This window comes from Flavobacterium aquicola, from assembly GCF_003385115.1.
GTDB classification, from domain to species: Bacteria; Bacteroidota; Bacteroidia; order Flavobacteriales; family Flavobacteriaceae; genus Flavobacterium; species Flavobacterium aquicola.
The window spans coordinates 4446-25002 of record NZ_QUNI01000005.1; the positions used below are offsets into that span (position 1 = coordinate 4446).

The following is a 20557-nucleotide window of genomic DNA, read 5'->3' on the forward strand; positions in this document are numbered from 1 at the left end:
CAGCACAATGTCATAAGTGCCTGCTTTTAAACCTGTAGTCAAAGCAGTTGTTGAAACCGGTAATCCGCCTTTGGTTACGCTGTATGTATAAGGTGCTTTGCCTGAAGTCGCAGTAATGCTGATGCTTCCTGTAGAATCACCTTTACATTTTACATCAACTTTTGTAGTAGTCAATGTCAAAACTGTAGCCTTGGTGCTCACAATTATATCTGTCGAAAATGCCTGACACGCTGGTGTAGCTGAATCAGTTACCCTAAATCTATAAGTACCGGCAACTGAAGTCACATAAGGGTTTGATGATGTCCCATATGAACCGCCATTGAAAGAAACTGCATACGTATAAGCACCAGTTCCTCCACCTGCAGATAAATTAATAGTCGTATTTGGTGTACATGTCACGTCTACAGCTGGTGTAGCGATTAGCGCCAATTGAGGAGCCACCACATAAGGTGTAGAAGCCACACAGCCAAAACCATCTTTTAAATATAAAGTATAACTGCCCGGCGTCAAACTAAAAGTTGGACTGCTTACATAATTAGTACCATCTTTACTGTATGTTTTAGTCCCTGTTCCTGTTCCTGTAATAGTCACCGAAACTGCTGTTCCTGTATAACATTGTGACGCTGGTGTAACAATTGTCGGTATATTTTCTGAACCAATGGTAACCGTTTTTTTCACGAAACAGCCATTATTGTCTTTTACATAAACATCAATACTGCTTGTCAAAACAGCAGTATCAACTGTTGCGGAAGTACCGTATGCAGTACTTGGAACCGTTGACGGGCTTGCAGCATAAGCATAAGTATATCCTGGTGAACCTCCTGTTATACCAGTAAATGTTAAAGTCGAAACTGTTGTTTTACAATTAATTTTAGTTCCTGAAACTGTATAATTAATAACTGTCGCCGCACCTACTGTTACTGGATTTGAACTACTGCTGCATCCTGTTGTCAGGTCGGTAACTGTTAAAGTATAAGTATTAGCCCCTAAACCAGTAACTGTTACTGTATTTCCCGATTTAGAAATTTGAGATACAGGAACAGTCGGGCTTATTGTGTAGCTGTAATTACCTGCACCGCTTGCTCCTGTTACTGTAAATGTGGCCGTTCCATCATTGGCACCAAAACATTTTTCATTCGTTTTTCCTCCAGCAACTGTTATTGCTGCTGCTGCATTTATTTTTTTAGTTGCCTGTTTAGTACAGCCATTGGCGTCCTTAACCTCAAAAACATAATCCCCAGGCAGCAGTCCTGTAAATGTTCCGCTTGATGCACCGATTGTATTTATGGTAGGTCCTGAAACGATAGTGTAACTAAATGGTGAAACTCCACCAACAGAAGTCAAAGTAATACTTGTTGTTGTAGCCAGACAGGTAATAGTAGCTGGTGTTGAGAAATTAATTCCCGTTGGAGGATTTAATTTTTTAACGGTAATATTTTGAGAAACCGTTGTACAGCCATTGGCGTCTCTTACCTGATAAGCGATAACCTGATCTGAAGTGCCATTGTCATTTACAACATAAAAATTATCTGGTCCAAATGCTCCGCCATTAAAACTATACTCATAAGCTCCAGTTCCTCCTGCAGCCGTAACCGTAACCGTAGCTGTAGTGCTGCACGTAGTAGTAGCTGGTGCAGCTGCCGAAGCTGATAATCCAACCGCTGGCTCTAGAATAGTAACCGGTGTAGATGCCGAAGTACAGCCCAATGCATCAGTTATCACAATGTCATAAGTGCCTGCTTTTAAACCTGTAGTCAAAGCAGTTGTTGAAACCGGTAATCCGCCTTTGGTTACGCTGTATGTATAAGGTGCTTTACCTGAAGTCGCAGTAATGCTGATGCTTCCTGTTGCATCATCTTTACATTTTACATCAACTTTTGTAGTAGTCAATGTCAAAACTGTAGCCTTGGTGCTCACAATTATATCTGTCGAAAATGCCTGACACGCTGGTGTAGCTGAATCAGTTACCCTAAATCTATAAGTACCGGCAACTGAAGTCACATAAGGATTTGATGATGTCCCATATGAACCGCCATTGAAAGAAACTGCATACGTATAAGCACCAGTTCCTCCACCTGCAGATAAATTAATAGTCGTATTTGGTGTACATGTCACGTCTACAGCTGGTGTAGCGATTAGCGTCAATTGAGGGTAAACTGTAACAGCTGCTGCTGAAGCAGTACACTGATTACCATCTTTTACCCAAACGGTATAATTACCAGGAGCTACTGTAAAAGTATTTCCAGGCTGGAAAGTACCAGTTTCGCCATTGATCCCGTAAGTCAGTGTTCCTGTTCCTCCTGTACCAGTAGCGGTAATAGTGAAATTGCTTCCTGATGCTGTACATTGGTTGCTCACAACCGCAGTCACAGATGGTATAGCATCTTTGATAATAGTTACAGTTCTTTTTGCAGTACAGTCATTAGCATCTTTAACATATACATCCCAAACTAAATCAGCTCCTGAGTTAGTATCTACAATTAAAACTGCACCAGTCACATAAGCTGATGTTGGAACAGTAGAAGGGCTTTTTGCATAAGCATAACTATAATTAGTTGTTCCTCCTGTTACAGCAACTGTAATTTTTGATTCGTCATTCTTACAATTTACATTCGTTCCTGCAGCACTTGTGATACTTAATGCAACGGCCGGCTGGGTAAGATTTACAGTATAAGTAGCAGGACAAGAAGTTTTTCTGTCTGTTACTGTAATAGTATAAGCTCCTGCTGGCTGAGAAGCAGTAACATTAATAGTGGTAATTGTTTCGCTTACGTTATTTGCACTTTGAATAATTACATTGGATGCATTTTTAATCACATAATCATATCCTCTGTCTTTTACACCAGTAACTGTAAACTGAATTGAACCTTTGTCTCCAAAACATTTAATCGGGGTAAGTACACTGCCTCCGGCAGCAATATCTGGTAAACTTTTTACATTATAATCTAAATCGAAACTACAGCCGTTTTTATCAGTAGCTCTGAAAACATAATCCCCTGGTTTAAGATTTTTAAATTCTCCATCAGAAACTACAGCAGAGCTATAACCAGCAGGTCCTGAAACTATTTGATAACGGATAGGTGACAATCCTCCAATAGCCTGAAACTTAACGTGTGCTTCGTAAGCTGGACATTCCAGACCTGTCTCGAACATTACATTAATACCAGTAATAAGTGTTTTAGGCGCAATCACTGTCGATAATGGACCAAATTGACAGCCGTTTTTATCCTTGATATAAGCAGTTACAGTTTGTGCAGTAGTTGTAGAAAAAGTGTTGTCAGGTCCAAAACTAGAAGTCCCGTTAAAACTGTATTCATAAGGTCCTACACCACCAGAGCCATTCACGGTAACTACAGCCGGAACCGTACCAGTACCGCTACAGCCTAATTCTGTTGCACCAATAGTTCCTCCAACAACAGCTGGATTTACAATTGTTACATCAGTCACTGCTGATTCGCAGCCTTTGCTGTCAATAACCTTAATATTATAAAGACCAGCAGCTAAACCTGTAAATTGATTTGTAGTTTGAGTAGTATATGTTGCTGCAGTGTTTAATTTAATTGCATACGTATAAACAGCGGTAAAACCATTAGCAGCAGTTACTGTAATAGTACCGTCGTTTTTATTATTACAGGTAATATCTGTTTTATCTGCCGTTAATGTTGGCGTTGTTTTTGCAGAAACCACAATGGGAGTACTCACTGCAGGACAGCTTTTACTATCTTTAACTGTAAACACATAAGATCCTGCAAGTGCCGTTGTATATGGAAAAGAAGCTACAGCGGCAGGAGTGGCTCCATTACGTGAAACTGTATAAGTATAAGGAGTACCATAGCCTCCTGTTATTACAGGATTTCCAATAGAAGCATTAACCAAACAGGTTAAATCCTGAATCAGAGAAAGATTCAATGTTAACTGTGGCTCTATTTTAATGTTGTTAATAGTAAAAGTACAATTATTGCTATCAGTTACAACAATAGTATGTGTGCCCACTCCTACCGTGTTAAAAGTATTGCCAGTTTGTGAAGCGCCACCATTTAAGCTGTAGCTGAATGGATTTAATCCTCCTGAAACTGTAACTACTAATTTGGCTTGATTGGTCGTGTCATAACACAAATCAGATGTTGCATCTATACTCGCAGTAAAACCAGAAGGATCTACAACATTTACAGGTGCTCCAATAGGACTAACACATGAATTAGAATCTCTTGCAAATACAGTATAATTACCAGCAGGCACATCTGTAAATTGAGCATTATTTTGAAATACTCTCACTACCGCACCGCCAGTAGTATTTCTTAATTCATACCAATACCCTGTCAAAGTTCCTCCACCGCCTACTGCTGTTATTGTTGCTTTTGTAGTACATGTTGGTTGTTTAGTTATAGAAGCTGTTACCGTCACAACAGCTGGTGCTTTGATTTCCTGTTTTAAAGTATATTGACAGGTACCTGTAGCATCACTACGAACAATAATCGTATGAGTACCAACTCCAAATCCTGGTATTGTTAAAGAAGCAAGTGTTGTTGTTTGAAAAGCAGCGCCGTTTACAGAATACTGATACCCTGAAGCACCAAAGTTTTCAGCAGCAAGAGTGATTGTTCCATTGTTTCCACCAAAACAGCTTACATTAGAAAACGTAGGTAAAGAAGCTTTAAATGCTTTACCTGCCTCAATTTTTACAGGAATTGAACTTTCATTACCGCATGCTTTTGGGACCTGATAAACATGAATATCATCGATTGCTAAATCATTTCCGCTTTCCTCCTGCAAATTTGATAAAATCTGAAATTCTAAAGAAGTATTATTTCCTGGGTTTAATTTAAAGATTGTACCTCCAGCTAAATCTGTAGTCGAATGCCATTTTTCATCCCTTGGAATTTCAGGAAAATCTACAGGAGTTCCTACTACAGCTCCATTTTTCACTAACTGAACCGTTAACTGTGGTGAAGCCAAACCATTAGAACTTTTCAACAAATTAATCATGTATAAGGACACGTTAATTTCTTGATTCGGTAAAACGTCATTGATAGTCTTACTGTATAAAACTGCACCTTTTGGAATAAGTTTACCAATATTAACTGCTAAAAATCTTCCATCTGTAATTGTTGGTGTACTATTTAAAACTGCTGTATGGTCTTTAGGCAAAATCCATCTAAAATCTGGATCATGATCAGGTAATAATGCTTTTGTAACAACATAATCTCCATCGTTCAGCAGCCATGGATTCCAATCTTCTGGAGTACGTCTGCAATCAGCAAAAGCAAGTGTATTACCATCCTGTTTTTCCCAGCAGTATGCAGTATTAATCCCTGGTGATTTGGTATCATTTCCTCTTCCAAAATCCTCCTGTAGTAAATTACTAAAGCTGGATACTGTTTTAACATTATATTTTACAATAATCGTGTGATCTCCAGAAGGAACATTATTAAAGATATTGCTGGTGATAGGCGTATTTGCTACTGGCGGATTAGTTCCCGTTTTTAAATAATACTCATAAGTATAAGTAGTACCTCCAGTTGATGTTGGATTACTTACTATTACTGTTGCAGTAGCGGTCCCATCACAATTATAAACTGTATTTATGTTATCATCAATATCTGGATCGGCTGGTTTTGGATCAAGAGTAACTGTATAAGGAATTTTAAATATACAGCCTAGAGCATCTTTAACAGCTAAATTATAAGTTCCAGCTTTTACATATTTTTGAGTGACATTTTCCCATAAATTACCACCATCAAAACTATACTGGTATGGAACTGTTCCTCCCTCAACATTAGTTATACGCAAAAGCCCCGTAGGCTCCCCTCCTTGTAAAGGTCCACAGCCTGCCAATTCACCAACACCTGCTGAAGCGGTAACTCCCGAAGTAGGACCATTAATCGTAACATTTTTAACTGGATCTAAAGGGCATATAACTGTTTCAGTACCTGGCCAGTTATTAATTGGATACGTGACACTAAAACGAACCAAAACTTTATACTGTCCTGCATATAGATTTGCAAATTCAATGCCAGTAGCACTGCCTTCAACATAAGTCGCTCCATTATTTATACTGTACTCCACTTTATAGCCCGCACTGCTGCCATTAAGGTCAATATTGATTTTAGCCTTCTCATCGTAACAGTTCGTGTTAGTATTTGTTACAGTATAAGTTGGTTTAGGCAATAAATCAACTTGCTGAGTTATCGTTTTTTCGCAATTATTTAATCCTACTACTCTGATTGTATATAAGCCAGAAGCTGTAACTTCAATTTCATTAGAGGTCTGAAAAGTTGAAGAACCATTTACGAAATAATAAAAAGTATTGCCATAATTTCTATCTTGCTGCGTCTCAATTTTAATAATTCCCTTATTACAAGCTGTTAAAGGAACTTTTATAGAAGGAGTTGCTTTTATTTCTCCTGCGGGATCGTTTATCGCAACATCATAATTAGTATAAGTACAACCGTCAGCTGTAGTAACTGTATATTTATATCTTCCTGATTCTAAACCTGTAAAAGTATAATCTGCGTTAGCTGTGTTCTGAAGTCTATCAACTGACACACCATTTTTAAAAATCTCGTAAGTATATGGTCCTCGCACATCATTTGCAGCTACCTTAATCTTCCCCTTATCATTAAAACATACCGGATGAGTTACAAACTGATCTACAGTAAAGTTTCTTTGTCTGATTACAATGTCTTTTATTTCAAAAACACATGGGTTTGTGCTTACTCCTTTTTGTTTAATAAAAACAGTATAAGACCCTCCTGCATTTATAGTAAAACTATTGCTGTTTTGATATGGCACAGATGGAGTATTACCGTTTGCACTGCTAATACTATATTCATAATCTGCAATCGGAATACCGCCTACTGTAATATTTCCTTTTGTATTACAGATTATATCCGAATGCGTTTCAGTTGCCTTCAGCGTATTTTGATATACATTAAAGTAAAAACGGTTGAAACAGTTTCCGGGATAATTTAATGTGAGTCTATATTCTCCAGAACTATCACCAGTAAGAGTATATGTGGAGCCCTCGCCCATTTTTTCCCAATTGCAGCTAGTATCTTCGTTAGCACAATTCGGATCAGTTACTGCGGAACATTTTGGATCTGTTTTACTTAATCGTTCCCAAACAATGGTAGCTCCATCAGATATATTGGCAGTAAGTAATCGGGTTGCATCTGCGCCGCACAAAAAGAAATAGGGCAATTGTTTTCCAGCACCACCACTTATACAGGTAACAATTTTATCTGGAACATTTGGAAGCGAAAGTAAAGGATTAGTAGTAGTTGTACCAGCACGGGCAACTGTTACTACTTCAGTTATAGACAAACACGGTGCTACAGCAGTATTGTAAACATAATATTTGCCAGGATTCGTTACTGAAAGAGTTTGCTCAATACCAAGTATTGTTCCAGTCGTTACACCAAATTTATCAAATGCTGCCGTAGACCATTTATAAGAAGAGTATCCGTTGGAAGCCTTAATGATCACACTATTCCCACACAGTACTTCACTCTTAGTAAATTCACAGTTATCAACTCCTACTAAAAAATTAGTAGCTTGTGGCACGCCTAAATTACAAGCTGTAAAGGAAGATAAACTAGGATCATCTGTAATTTGAGCTTTATTATCTGTTCCTGTATAAGTAGCATAAGCAGAGTTCCTGATTATATTGGAACAAGCATCACTCAACTGATTACAGAAATCAACTACTTTAACTTTTAATTCTATTAGATAACGAGGATCACTTACTTCAACATACTGCTTTGGAATGGTAAAAACAATTGTACGGGTTGCAGCATTATAAGTGTGAGTTACATTATACGTAACACCTCCAACAGTAATAGGCGCTGGCAACGAAGTAATATCATCTGGATATTTAAAGTTGATATTAATAGGCAGAACATCTTTGATCGTAAAATTTTGCGCTGGGTCATTTCCTATATTTTGAAACCCAATCACATAATTTAACTGCTGACTTAAAGTAACATCTTTATCCCCCATATTGACACGAGTGGGAGATGAATTATCAAAAACTTCTTTAGTAAGTACAATTTTAGGTTCAATAACATCAACTGCGAAAGCATTAAAATAAAAATAATATACATCTAAGGTACTTTCCAGCCTTATGCTTGCACTTGTATCACCATTTTTTATTACCGTATTTCCCCCATTTGGAATATTCAAAATTCCCGCATCAAACCCTAAGGTATTTGAACTTTTTGGTAAACGATCTGTAAAAAGCTCTGGAGTATTTGTAGCTGTTTTGATGTAAGATACTGAACTATTAAAAAAATTATTAGCGGGTCTGATAACAGTTCCTGCACTATTTGTAGCACTAATAGTTGTACCGTTAATTTTCAAAAGATCACCTGGAACACTATTGTCTCCCTCAATTGAACTAAAAGCATACTTGGCATGAACAGATCCGCTCGGAATCGTTTTAAAACCAGATACTGGAATTGTTAAATTATTATTTTGATCAATCGAAGCAAAACCATCAAACGAAGTAATATATTTACTAGGCATTGTTGGATCCTCATAAACAACGAATAAAGACCAACCAGCCGACAATCCTTCAAAATTTGGTCTTGCTCCTGTTGCAGATGAAACATTCCCAACTGTATATACCCCTTGTGGATTCGTTGGGATGTATGAAGTCACATTCGCATACGATAAGTACGGTGTTGAACCATTGGCATTAGCAGTAGTGGCAGAATATATTGAAGTCCCGGTTATATCTACGTATGACCCATTTGGCACTTTAAATTTAACTGCAGTGGTCGAAGCTGTTCCTTTTACAACAGCGCTCCAATATAAACCAGCATAGACCACCTTATAACAAGTAGTCGTTGAAGGAACTGTTAAAGTCGCACTGCTGGAATTTGTAGTTGAATTATCTCCATCAATATCAACATTAACCATTGGATTAATATCTCTATTTTGAGTTCCTGTCGTAGTATAATCATTTGATACGTGTCTGCTCAAAATATTATTACCTATTAAAAGCATATCACCTTTAATAGTTTTGTCAAATCTCGTAGCAAATGGCTTTTGAATTTGACCAAAACTGTAATTACTATTTAATAAAAACAGAATAAATACAAAAGAAAAAACTCTAAAATTGGAAGCTAATAAAAAATTTCTACTAAATAAAACCCTTTTAACTGCAACAGTAAAGAGATTATCAATTGCATCAAACAATTTATTGAGGTTTGAAATAAATTTCTCTGATACAGTATTGCTGCTGCTAGATAACCAACCAACAATTTGAAATTGGAAAGTTCTTATAGGCAAAAGCTTCTTCTTTGAACAAAGTTCTATCACATTTACATTTCGCAGGTTCTTCCACTTTTTTAATAGTGAAACACACAAAAATGAAAAGTTTTGGAAGAAAACTTCTAATAGGGATAATAGCCAATAACTAAATTTAGAAAAAGTAGGTTTTTTCATGTATTCATATATTTAATTCTATTCGCTATTAATATATTCATTGTGAGGCTGTGAATAAATTAAAAACGAATAGAATATTTTAATAATGTTGTTTTTTAACTCAATTTTTATAAAAATCCTTTAAAAAAGTGATTTTCTGTAATGAAAATTTGAATTAACGTCAGTTAAAATTGTTTCATTAACAATTATTTTTTATGATTTATATTACAAATAGTGTCTTAAAAAAATCTAAATTAAACATTTTAAAACAATATCAAATAGAAATACTAATTATTTTAATTTAATTAAAAATGAACCCCGAATTATTTATCAATTCTAACAATAACCATCTTGCCATTATAAGGTTTATTTCCTTTAGCTGCTAAGGCTTCTGTTGCTTCCTGAATGTTATCAAACTTGTCAGTATATATAAAATATTTACTAGTATTTATATCATAAAAGAAATTCACATTCGACTGTCCGGAAGCAACTGTTTTAGTAACAAATGTATCTCTTTTCGACACATCGCTGTGAACTGCCAATATCATATAATAGCCAGGTTCAAGATTTTTATTGTTTTTAATAATCTGCATATTTGCCTGATTATCTCCAAAATCAAAGTCATCAGCTTTCAATGGAACACTGCTCACTTTAGTAGTTGCCTTAATTTGTTTTAAAGTAGCCATATCTTGAGCTAAACGATCTTGATCATTTGAAGAAACAGCACGCTTGATTCTACGTTTTTTCTCAATTTCCGTCTCCACTTTGATTTTCTCTAAATTACTAATTAAGGCAGCATTAGATTGTTCGGCCTTAACTTGCTCTGCTTTTAAAGCTTCAATAGTTTTTAAATAATTTTGGTTTATTAGATCATTTTTAGGAGTCTTTTTAAGTCTTTCATTATAAAGCCTATTGAACTCAGCTAAATTATTAGCTTGAGCTTTATTTATTTCAGCAATCTGCGCTCTAATAGATTCTAACTCGGCATTCTCACCTGCAGTACTCTTGAACTCAACTGTTGTATTTTTAACTATTCCTTTATCACTCAAATCATTTTCTTCACGCATCTCTTTCAATGCTTTTTCTTTACTAGCTACCGATGCATCCAAACGATTCAGCAATTGTTCCTGTCTTCTTTTTGAATCTTCAAGAATATTTGTCAAATTATCCATTGATTTGCCATATTCATCTTTAGGAGTAGCATCTGCTTTAGCTTTGGCAAGCGCTTCAATTGCTAGTTTCGCCGCGGCCGCTGCTTCAATTTTATCTTGTTCTGCCTGAGCATCTGCTTTAACTTTAGCTGCAGCTGCTAATTTAGCTGCAGTAGCTTCTGCTTCTGCTTTGGCTTTAGCATCAGCAATTAATTTGGCTGCAGCTGCATCGGCATCAGCCTTAGCTTTCGCAGCTGCTGCAACTTTAGCTGCTTCAGCATCCGCTTTGGCTTTGGCATCTGCAATTAACTTCGCAGCTGCTTCGGCATCGGCCTTAGCTTTTGCATCTGCCGCAAGTTTTGCTGCTTCAGCATCTGCTTTGGCTTTGGCATCGGCAATTAACTTGGCTGCAGCTTCGGCATCGGCCTTAGCTTTTGCATCTGCTGCAAGTTTTGCTGCTTCAGCATCCGCTTTGGCTTTGGCATCGGCAATTAACTTGGCTGCAGCTTCGGCATCGGCCTTAGCTTTCGCATCTGCTGCAAGTTTTGCTGCTTCAGCATCTGCTTTGGCTTTGGCATCGGCAATTAACTTGGCTGCAGCTTCGGCATCGGCCTTAGCTTTTGCATCTGCTGCAAGTTTTGCTGCTTCAGCATCTGCTTTGGCCTTAGCATCGGCAATTAACTTCGCTGCAGCTGCATCGGCATCAGCCTTAACTTTCGCATCTGCTGCAAGTTTTGCTGCTTCAGCATCTGCTTTGGCTTTGGCATCAGCAATTAATTTTGCTGCAGCTGCATCGGCATCAGCCTTAACTTTCGCATCTGCTGCAAGTTTTGCTGCTTCAGCATCTGCTTTGGCCTTAGCATCAGCAATTAACTTGGCTGCAGCTGCATCGGCATCAGCCTTAACTTTCGCATCTGCTGCAAGTTTTGCTGCTTCAGCATCTGCTTTGGCTTTGGCATCAGCAATTAATTTTGCTGCAGCTGCATCGGCATCAGCCTTAACTTTCGCATCTGCTGCAAGTTTTGCTGCTTCAGCATCTGCTTTGGCCTTAGCATCAGCAATTAACTTGGCTGCAGCTGCATCGGCATCAGCCTTAACTTTAGAATCTGCTGCAAGTTTTGCTGCTTCAGCATCTGCTTTTGCCTTAGCATCAGCAATTAACTTCGTTGCAGCTGCATCGGCATCAGCCTTAACTTTCGCATCTGCTGCAAGTTTTGCTGCCTGAGCATCTTCTTTAGCTTTGGCATCGGCAATTAACTTGGCAGCTGCTGCATCGGCATCGGCCTTAACTTTCGTATCTGCTGCAAGTTTTGCTGCCTGAGCATCTGCTTTGGCTTTTGCATCGGCAATTAACTTGGCTGCTGCTGCATCAGCATCAGCCTTAACTTTCGCATCTGCTGCAAGTTTTGCTGCTTGAGCATCTGCTTTGGCTTTATTATCTGCAGCAAGTTTTGCCGCAGCTGCCGCTTTCGCTTTATTTTCAAGAGCTAATTTTGCATCAGCATCAGCTTTTACTTTATCGGCTGCCAATTTCTCCTTAGAAACAGGTTCCGTTTTCTTAATAGCTAATGCCGCCGCATCTGCTTTGGCTTTCGCATCAGCATCTAATTTCTTTTTATTTAAAATAGCAGCATCAGATTTGGCCTTTGCCAAAGCTGCCGCATCCGCTTTTGCTTTAATAGCAGCATCTAACTTTGCCTTATTTGCAGCAGCAATCTTAGCTTGCTGAGCTGCTTTGGCATCAGCGGCTGTTTTTGTAGCTGCTTTTGGAGTAGCCGCTACTTTCTTCTGCACTGGTGCCGGTTCGATTAAAGCACCTTCTTCTTCATCATCTCCGTAATCAAAATTTCGGCTCTTGATTTTATAAGCCAATACAATTATATGAGAAGCACCTAGCTGTGATATATCTCCTAGACCCATACCATACGAATATTCAAGTGCAATTTTTGGTGTAATATTAAGTCCAAAACCAGCTGTTGCTCCTAAAACAGAATTATATCCTGCTTGAGCCCAAACACCTTGGGGAATGGTAAACATAGCCGATCCAGAGAAAACTGTTTCTTCCTTATTTACTTCCGTTTTAATTAAACCTGAAAATTTACTTTTATCAAAAAAACCATAAGAATCAAGGAAACCCGTATACATTACGTGACCTGCGATTCCTTTATTCGGGTCATCTTTCATAATTCCGGAACCGAAATTATAAGTAACTAGATTATTAAATGCTACACCGAAGTCAAGAAAAGCAGTCCCATAGTTAATACCCGGACTGATTGTTAATAAAGTATTTGAAGGAATATTGTCTAAAGAAGGGTCTGGGAAATTTGAAACTACTTTACCAGAATTTAAACCACTTTTATAAGCGCTTAAATTAATACCGAAAGTCAAGTTATTATCTTCCTGTAGAAGAACATTATGAGCAAAATTAGCCACTAAACCAGTAGTGCTAAGTACACCTTGAGTCTGCTGAAAAACACCTAAACCAACTCCTTCATTTTCTTTGAATCGGCCAGAATAACTCAGCAAATAGGTTTTTGGAGCGTCCTCAAATCCTGCCCATTGGGTTTTGTTAAACAAAGTTATGTAAGCACTCTGCTGTCTTACAAAACTAAAAGTAGGATTAATAACAAACGAATTAAATTTTAAAGAGTTTCCTGGCGGTATAACATAAGATACGACACCGTCTTCTTTTTGTGCATAGAAAACATGGGTAAAACAGCAAAGAAAGAAAACGCTTAGTAAAATTTTTTTCATATTATTTCAGAAGAGTTATCGAACCCTTTTTGGCTGAATCGCCATTTGGAGTAATTATGTAATAAAAAACAGGATTAAAATTCTTGAACTCAATAGTAGCTTGAGGCCAGCCATTATAATTATCATAGTTGTCTGTTTCAAAAACGATCTCACCTAAAGAACTTAAGATAGCAACATGAGTATTTGTATTATTATAAACATCAGGAATAATCCAAGTATCATTTTGTCCGTCATTATTTGGCGAAACTACATTAGGTATTTTTGGAACATTGTAATCAATTACTGTACTATAATTAACTTTAAAAGACATTTCACAGCCGGAAATATTGACTTTATAATTACCTGAGACAGTTATGTCCAGACTACTCTGTGTAGCACCATTAATAGCATTATTATTTAGATACCATTGGTATGTGGGATTTGAAAAAGTACTAGTTGTAGTTACATTTAACGTTTCACCTTGTTCAATCGAAACAGTCTCACCTTCAGCAATAACATTTCCATTTGCACTAACAGATCCAGCAGATTTCAAATCTATTGTTGCGGTGTCATTACACCCTCCAAAATCTATAGTACAGCTATAAACTCCAGCAATATTAGTTTGATAAGTCTGGCTTGTAGCATTGGGTATTATGCTGCCGTCTTTACTCCAAATATAAGTATTACCAGCAGAAGCAGTCAACGTGGTCATATCGGAGTCTAAACAAAAAGGATTTCCTAAACTAGATGTGATTGAAACTCCACCAGCGCCACCAGAAGAACTTGTTACAGTAACACCCTGAGATCTAAAATTCTCATCAGTACAAGGCCCATAATTTAATTCTGCATAATATGATCCGCTTGTATTCACTACTATTGAACTACCTGTTTGTCCTGGGATTAAAACATCATTTTTGTACCAATTATATTTTAACTGCGAAAAATTAGCCGGAGATGAACCAGGATCTGCTGGCGTAGGATTGTATACTGCTAAAACAACACTTCCTCCGCTGCAAAAATTAATAGAAGATTTTTTATCAGCAATATAAAAAGATTTATTATAAGCCTTAAAATATGCTGGTAAAGATTTATCACTAGGTGTCCCAAATATTGTAAAACTGGAGCTTGTCTGACCCGTCGTAGTACACTTTACTCTCAATTGATATTTATCAGATCCTATTAAATCTGTAGGAACAGCAAAAGTTAATGTTTTATCTGTTGACGTATCTGGAGGAGTTCCAGCTAAAGGCTCCAAAGGAATTGTAGCTGTAGTAGTTGTAAATACTCCAGATGGATTAGATAACTCAACAACAAAAGTTTCATTTCCATTAAAACCAGTAAGTTTAAATTGCGCCTGATATTCATTAAATACTTTATTTGGATCAGTAGGATGCGGACCGCCTGCACATATAGAGTAGAAAGGTAACTTTTGAGGCGTAATAGTCTGCGCAGACAATATTGCCATTGAGGGCAGCAACACCAGCATTAAAAAAAACAAAAATGAATTAAAGGAAAATAAAAAAGTAGTTTTTCTATTCATAGGTTGATATTTATTGCATTTCATGGGGAGAAATGTCCAATTCGCTACACTTTAATAACGAGTCAACCAATAATTGGACATGTTCATTTCTTTTAATAGGATTTGGGAAACAAATGAAATAAACTCATTAAAGTAATAAAAATGAAAGCCAAACCAAAACTAAGGTTTAACTTTCATTTTTTATATTAATTCAAATACGAACTTTTATTTTGTAGAAGCAGTAATCTTAGTAAGAGCTAATCTAAAGTCAGGTCTCCTAGGATTTGCAAAATCATTAAATGTTTCAATATTTGAAGTTTTTGAATAAACAATAAAGAAAAGACTATTTCCATAATAATTTTCAAGATCCTCATTATTCAATGAACCTTCAGAAAATATATTTCCAATACAATTATTTATATACATTTCTTCAATTCTGATTTTAGCCAGATTTTTAGTATTGATCTCAATTTTAGAATCCAATACAACAGCTGGTTTAAAACCTGAAACTACACTTTTTTTAAGTACTAAAGTAGTATTTTCGGCAACATATACTGCTTCTTTTACTAAACCTGCTTTAATATCAGCTTCAATATTATCACTATCATTAGCCAAAGTAAGGTTGGAAGCTACAACAGAAGTCTGTTTTTTTGTAAAATCGATATTTTCTTTTTTAATATATGAAGAGATATCTAAACAACGAGAACCACTAGGATCACTTATATATGAAGATCGAATTGCTAATGAATTATCAATTTTAGCTTGTGTTCCCAATGAGAATCTAAAATCTGTGCCATTACACTTATAAGAAACTAATTTACTCATTATTGGTTCGCCTCCAAAAACTTCAAAAGCATCACCAGACGCATAACTCACCATTATATTTTCTAAGATTGTTTTATTACCAATCCCTCCAAGCAAAATAGCATTAAAATTGTCTGCACCTCTGGCTTTTTTACCAGCATATTCAACTCGAACAAATTTTAAAACTCCAGATGAACCTCCTGCGTTATCACCGCCGAACGTTGTCAATGATGGATCTAAATCGTCGTAATTATAAGAAGTATATAATCCAAATTTATTAATAGGAGCATCACCAAGAATTACAATTCCTCCCCAATCACCTGCTTTTTTAATACTTTTATTTGAGGTAAAAACTATAGGATCTGTCTCTGATCCTTCAGCTATAATTTTAGCCCCCTTTGTAATTATTAAAGTTCCTCTAGAATCAGAGTCCCCAATAATTATAGTACCTGGATCAATTGTAAGTACAGCATTATTAGTAACATATACATTTCCTTGGATAATGTAGACGTCTTTTTTAGTAAGCCTTGTATCTGACGAAATACTACCTGCAAGGATTTGAGTTGCCTCGCCATAATCAGCTTTTGCCGGTTTAAATTCAGTCCAGTTGTTCAACCAATTGCTTGGTCCAAAAATTCCTCTTTCTTGTTGAGCACTTACGTTACTAACAAGTGCAAGAAAAACCCATATAAATAGTAATTTAGTTTTCATAGGTTTGGGGATGTATTAAATTTTATTCTCAATGTAGGTGAGAGTTGAATACTCATAAAAGAGTTTAAGTGCGAACTTAGAAAAAATTAATTCTCTAAATATTTTTATTGTGCTTCTAGTTCTTTTAATGCTTTTAATGTCTGCTCATAAAATAAAATTGCAGAAACAAGCTGGCCTTTGTCACAGAATGGCAACATTTTTCTTAAATAATCAACAGAAATATCTAAGTAAGTTCCTGTTGCATCTTTTTCTAAATCTAAAGCTTTTTTATTGTCAGAAGTTTCAGGAATACCAAGATCTGCCATAGTTACCCCAGGCTTAGTTGCCATACCGATTTTCGGCATTATTCTTACAATAACCTTCATGCGCTCTATGTATAATTCTACCAATTCTCCTTTAGACATAGCCTTTAATGTTTTATCATCATTATACGTACGAATAGAAGCATTTGTACTGATAATACTTTGAGGCATATTTGGTTTTGCTTGTGCTATACATTTTGAAGAACTTAATGCTAACATGAAAATACTGAAACAAATAATTTTACCTTTCATAACTTGGGGTTTATTAATTAACTGAAACAAAACTATACAATTAACATTGAATTTGCAAGCCCCAAAAAACAAAATAGAAACAAATAAAAATTGAAACTATAGAAATATTATACATTACACCCATTAAATCAGCACTTTATACAATCATTTGTAATGTTAAAAAAAAACAAAAATATTAAAAAAATTAACTGATTAATAACTTAATACTTGTTAAATATTTTGTAAAAATTACAAAAACTATTATTCAGACATAAGTTACACAAAAGTTATTAACATTAAATAGTTGAAAAAAATCTAAATTCAAGACCCGAAAATTGATTCTAAAAAGTTGACTATTTAAAAATTCAAAGATTAAAGTTTACAGCATAAAATTTTTGAAACTATCATTTTCTTATATCTTTGCCGAATGCAATTCTCTAAAATTTTAGGTCAAGAATACATTAAAAATCATTTAATAAAAAGTGTCGACTTAGGCAGAATTCCTCATGCTCAATTGTTTATAGGCCCCGAAGGCAGCGGTACTTTAGCAACTGCAATAGCCTATGCGCAATATGTATTGTGTAATTCTCAGCAAGGTCTCAATGAATCCTGCGCAATTAAATTTGAAAAAATTTCTCATCCTGATTTACATTTTATATACCCGACAGTAACGACAGAAGAAGTAAAACAAAAACCAAAAAGTATTGATTTCATCACAGATTGGCGACAATTTATTTTAGAAAATCCTTACGGCGGATTATTTGATTGGTATGCCAAATTAGGTGTTCAAAATAAACAGGGAGAAATTCGTGTGGACGATGCACAAGAAATTTTAAAATCCCTTTCTCTAAAATCATATGAAGGCGGTCATAAAATTATGATCATCTGGATGGCAGATAAAATGAATATTGCTGCATCCAATAAACTGTTAAAATTACTAGAAGAACCACCTGAGAAAACAATTTTTCTTCTGATTACTGAAAACGAAGAAGACATTATTCAAACGATCAGATCTCGATGCCAAATCACCCATTTTAATCGATTAAGCGAGCAGATAATTGCAAATGCGCTTATTGAAAAAGAGCAAATAGAACCTAAAGCTGCGTTAAAAATTGCACATCAGTCACAGGGCAATTTTAATAAAGCACTCCAACTATTAAAAGAGGATGACGAAGCAACTCCTTTTGAACAGTGGTTTGTCACTTGGGTTCGGGCTGCATTCAAAGCGAAAGGAAATGCTGCCGCCATACAGGACTTAATTGAATGGAGTGAACAGATAGCGGCATTAGGAAGAGAAACTCAAAAAAAGTTTCTTCAGTTCTGCATCGAGATGTTCCGTCAGGCATTACTGCTCAATTATGAAGCCAAGGATCTTGTATACATAGAAACCAAAGTAGAGAAATTCAAACTGGCTAACTTTGCTCCTTTTGTAAATGGCAATAACATTAATGATATATTCAAAGAAATATCTGATGCGATGTACCATATAGAACGAAATGGTAATGCCAAAATAATTTTAACCGATTTATCCATAAAGCTTACACGTTTAATTCATAAAAAATAAACCCCATGAATAATATTGCCTCAATCTTATTATTAGTTTTTTTAGCAATTACTTTTCTTCAATCTTCACAAGATAAATTATTTCATTGGAAAGACAATTTAGACTGGTTAAAAGAACACTTTAAAAATACCCCATTAAAAAATCAAGTACCATTAGCTTTAGTTAATGTATTAATATTAGAATTAATTTCTGGGATTTTATGTACTGTAGGTTCCATAGAACTAGCATTAAACAGCGGAAGAATTTATGGATTATATGGAGCCATTTTTTCCAGCATAACTCTAATCATGTTGCTATTTGGACAGCGCTTGGCAAAAGATTACGATGGAGCCAGAACAATTGTTTTGTATTTTATCCCATCAGTAATGGCGGTGTACTGGCTAAACTAGATCAATATTTATGGCAATTCAATTGCTGTCGAAAACAAAAAAAAACACAATCACAAAACTAAATATGACGGCAAAACATCCTTCTGAATCCTTAACAATTTTAACCGATCTGGTTTTACCGAGCGAAACCAATCCTTTGAACAACTTATTTGGAGGAGAACTATTAGCCAGAATGGATCGTGCTGCAAGTATTGCTGCAGGAAGACATTCGCGCCGCATAGGAGTAACAGCTTCTGTCAATCACGTTGCTTTCAACAAATCTATTCCCCTTGGAAGTGTTGTCATTATCGAAGCCAAAGTATCACGAGCTTTTAAGAGTTCCATGGAAATTTATCTTGATGTTTGGGTTGAAGACCGTCAGTCTGGAAACAGAACAAAGGCCAACGAAGCAATTTATACTTTTGTGGCAGTAGACGATACTGGCAGACCTGTTGATGTTCCGCCAATTGAACCAGAAACTGAACTTGAAAAACTGCGGTATGATGCTGCTTTGAGAAGAAAACAATTAAGCTTAGTACTCGCTGGAAAAATGAATCCCAACGAAGCCACTGAGTTGAAAGCTTTGTTTACTCAATAAAAAACGTTTATTGCGACTTCAAAAAAAAGGAGTATTTTTACGAACACTAAATTAAATCTATACCAGTATTTTTGATTAAAATATTTGGCAAATCATATAAACAGAAGAAAAATGAAAGAAAAAGCTAGTTCAGAAAAAGTTGGTTCAGAAAAAGAAGCTAAATTAAAAGCATTACAACTTACTCTTGACAAATTAGACAAAACCTACGGAAAAGGAACTGTAATGAAAATGGGCGATAAAGCCATTGAGGAAGTAGAAACAATTTCATCTGGTTCATTAGGAGTGGATTTAGCATTAGGAGTAGGCGGTTACCCAAAAGGACGAATTATAGAAATATACGGACCAGAATCATCTGGTAAAACGACTTTAACATTACATGCAATTGCTGAAGCTCAAAAAGCAGGAGGAATTGCAGCTTTTATAGATGCTGAACATGCTTTCGACAGAAATTATGCTGAAAAATTAGGTGTTGATATCGAAAACCTAATCATTTCCCAGCCGGACAACGGAGAACAAGCCTTGGAAATTGCAGAAAACCTAATCCGTTCTGGAGCTATTGACATCGTAGTTATTGACTCGGTTGCGGCATTGACACCAAAAAGCGAAATTGAAGGTGAAATGGGAGATTCAAAAATGGGTCTTCATGCACGTTTGATGTCTCAAGCTTTGAGAAAATTGACAGGAACTATCAGCAAAACAAATTGTACCGTGTTTTTCATCAACCAATTAAGAGAGAAAATTGGAGTAATGTTTGGAAACCCTGAAACGACTACCGGTGGTAATGCCTTAAAGTTTTATGCTTCGGTACGTTTGGACATTCGCCGTTCTACTCAAATCAAAGACGGAGAAAATGTTTTGGGTAACCGTACAAAAGTGAAAATCGTAAAAAATAAAGTTGCACCGCCTTTCAAAGTAGCTGAATTTGATATCATGTACGGTGAAGGTGTTTCGAAAACAGGTGAAATACTAGACCTTGCTGTTGAATTTGAAATTATCAAAAAATCAGGTTCTTGGTTTAGCTATGGTGAAACTAAATTAGGCCAAGGCCGTGATGCTGTTAAATCATTGATTAAAGACAATCCTGAATTGGCAGATGAACTGGAAGAAAAAATCAAAACTCAGATTAAAGAGTTAGCCAACGAATAAAACT

The 20557-nt window shown here is 36.1% G+C and carries 9 protein-coding genes; 4 read left to right on the plus strand and 5 right to left on the minus strand.

Annotated features, from left to right (window positions below; translation table 11 throughout):
• The 5 genes from C8P67_RS22110 to C8P67_RS09725 form a co-directional block, all read right to left on the minus strand.
• The coding region (locus C8P67_RS22110) for a beta strand repeat-containing protein (protein WP_170141442.1) at positions 1-9006 on the minus strand (9006 nt) is incomplete at its 3' end.
• 743 nt (positions 9007-9749) lie between these two features.
• The gene (locus C8P67_RS09710) at positions 9750-13331 is read right to left on the minus strand and encodes a PorP/SprF family type IX secretion system membrane protein (protein WP_115812808.1); all 3582 of its coding nucleotides are present in this window, start codon (positions 13329-13331) and stop codon (positions 9750-9752) included.
• Position 13332: 1 nt separating this feature from the next.
• Positions 13333-14850 (minus strand): T9SS type B sorting domain-containing protein, encoded by a 1518-nt coding sequence (locus C8P67_RS09715; protein ID WP_170141443.1) that lies wholly within the window; start codon positions 14848-14850, stop codon positions 13333-13335.
• 204 nt (positions 14851-15054) lie between these two features.
• Positions 15055-16344 (minus strand): hypothetical protein, encoded by a 1290-nt coding sequence (locus C8P67_RS09720; protein ID WP_115812812.1) that lies wholly within the window; start codon positions 16342-16344, stop codon positions 15055-15057.
• 104 nt (positions 16345-16448) lie between these two features.
• Positions 16449-16898 (minus strand): hypothetical protein, encoded by a 450-nt coding sequence (locus tag C8P67_RS09725; RefSeq protein WP_115812814.1) that lies wholly within the window; start codon positions 16896-16898, stop codon positions 16449-16451.
• A 406-nt stretch (positions 16899-17304) separates the two neighbouring features.
• Between C8P67_RS09725 and C8P67_RS09730 the strand changes: the two genes are divergently transcribed.
• The 4 genes from C8P67_RS09730 (at position 17305) to recA (ending at position 20553) form a co-directional block, all read left to right on the plus strand.
• Entirely contained in the window at positions 17305-18441 is a 1137-nt protein-coding gene (locus tag C8P67_RS09730) for a DNA polymerase III subunit (protein WP_115812816.1), read from the plus strand.
• 5 nt (positions 18442-18446) lie between these two features.
• Positions 18447-18830 (plus strand): DoxX family protein, encoded by a 384-nt coding sequence (locus C8P67_RS09735; RefSeq protein ID WP_115812818.1) that lies wholly within the window; start codon positions 18447-18449, stop codon positions 18828-18830.
• A 64-nt stretch (positions 18831-18894) separates the two neighbouring features.
• Positions 18895-19407 (plus strand): acyl-CoA thioesterase, encoded by a 513-nt coding sequence (locus tag C8P67_RS09740; protein ID WP_115813293.1) that lies wholly within the window; start codon positions 18895-18897, stop codon positions 19405-19407.
• Positions 19408-19518: 111 nt separating this feature from the next.
• Positions 19519-20553, plus strand: a complete 1035-nt coding sequence (recA, locus tag C8P67_RS09745; RefSeq protein WP_115812820.1) for a recombinase RecA — start codon at positions 19519-19521, stop codon at positions 20551-20553.
• Positions 20554-20557: the final 4 nt, after the last annotated feature.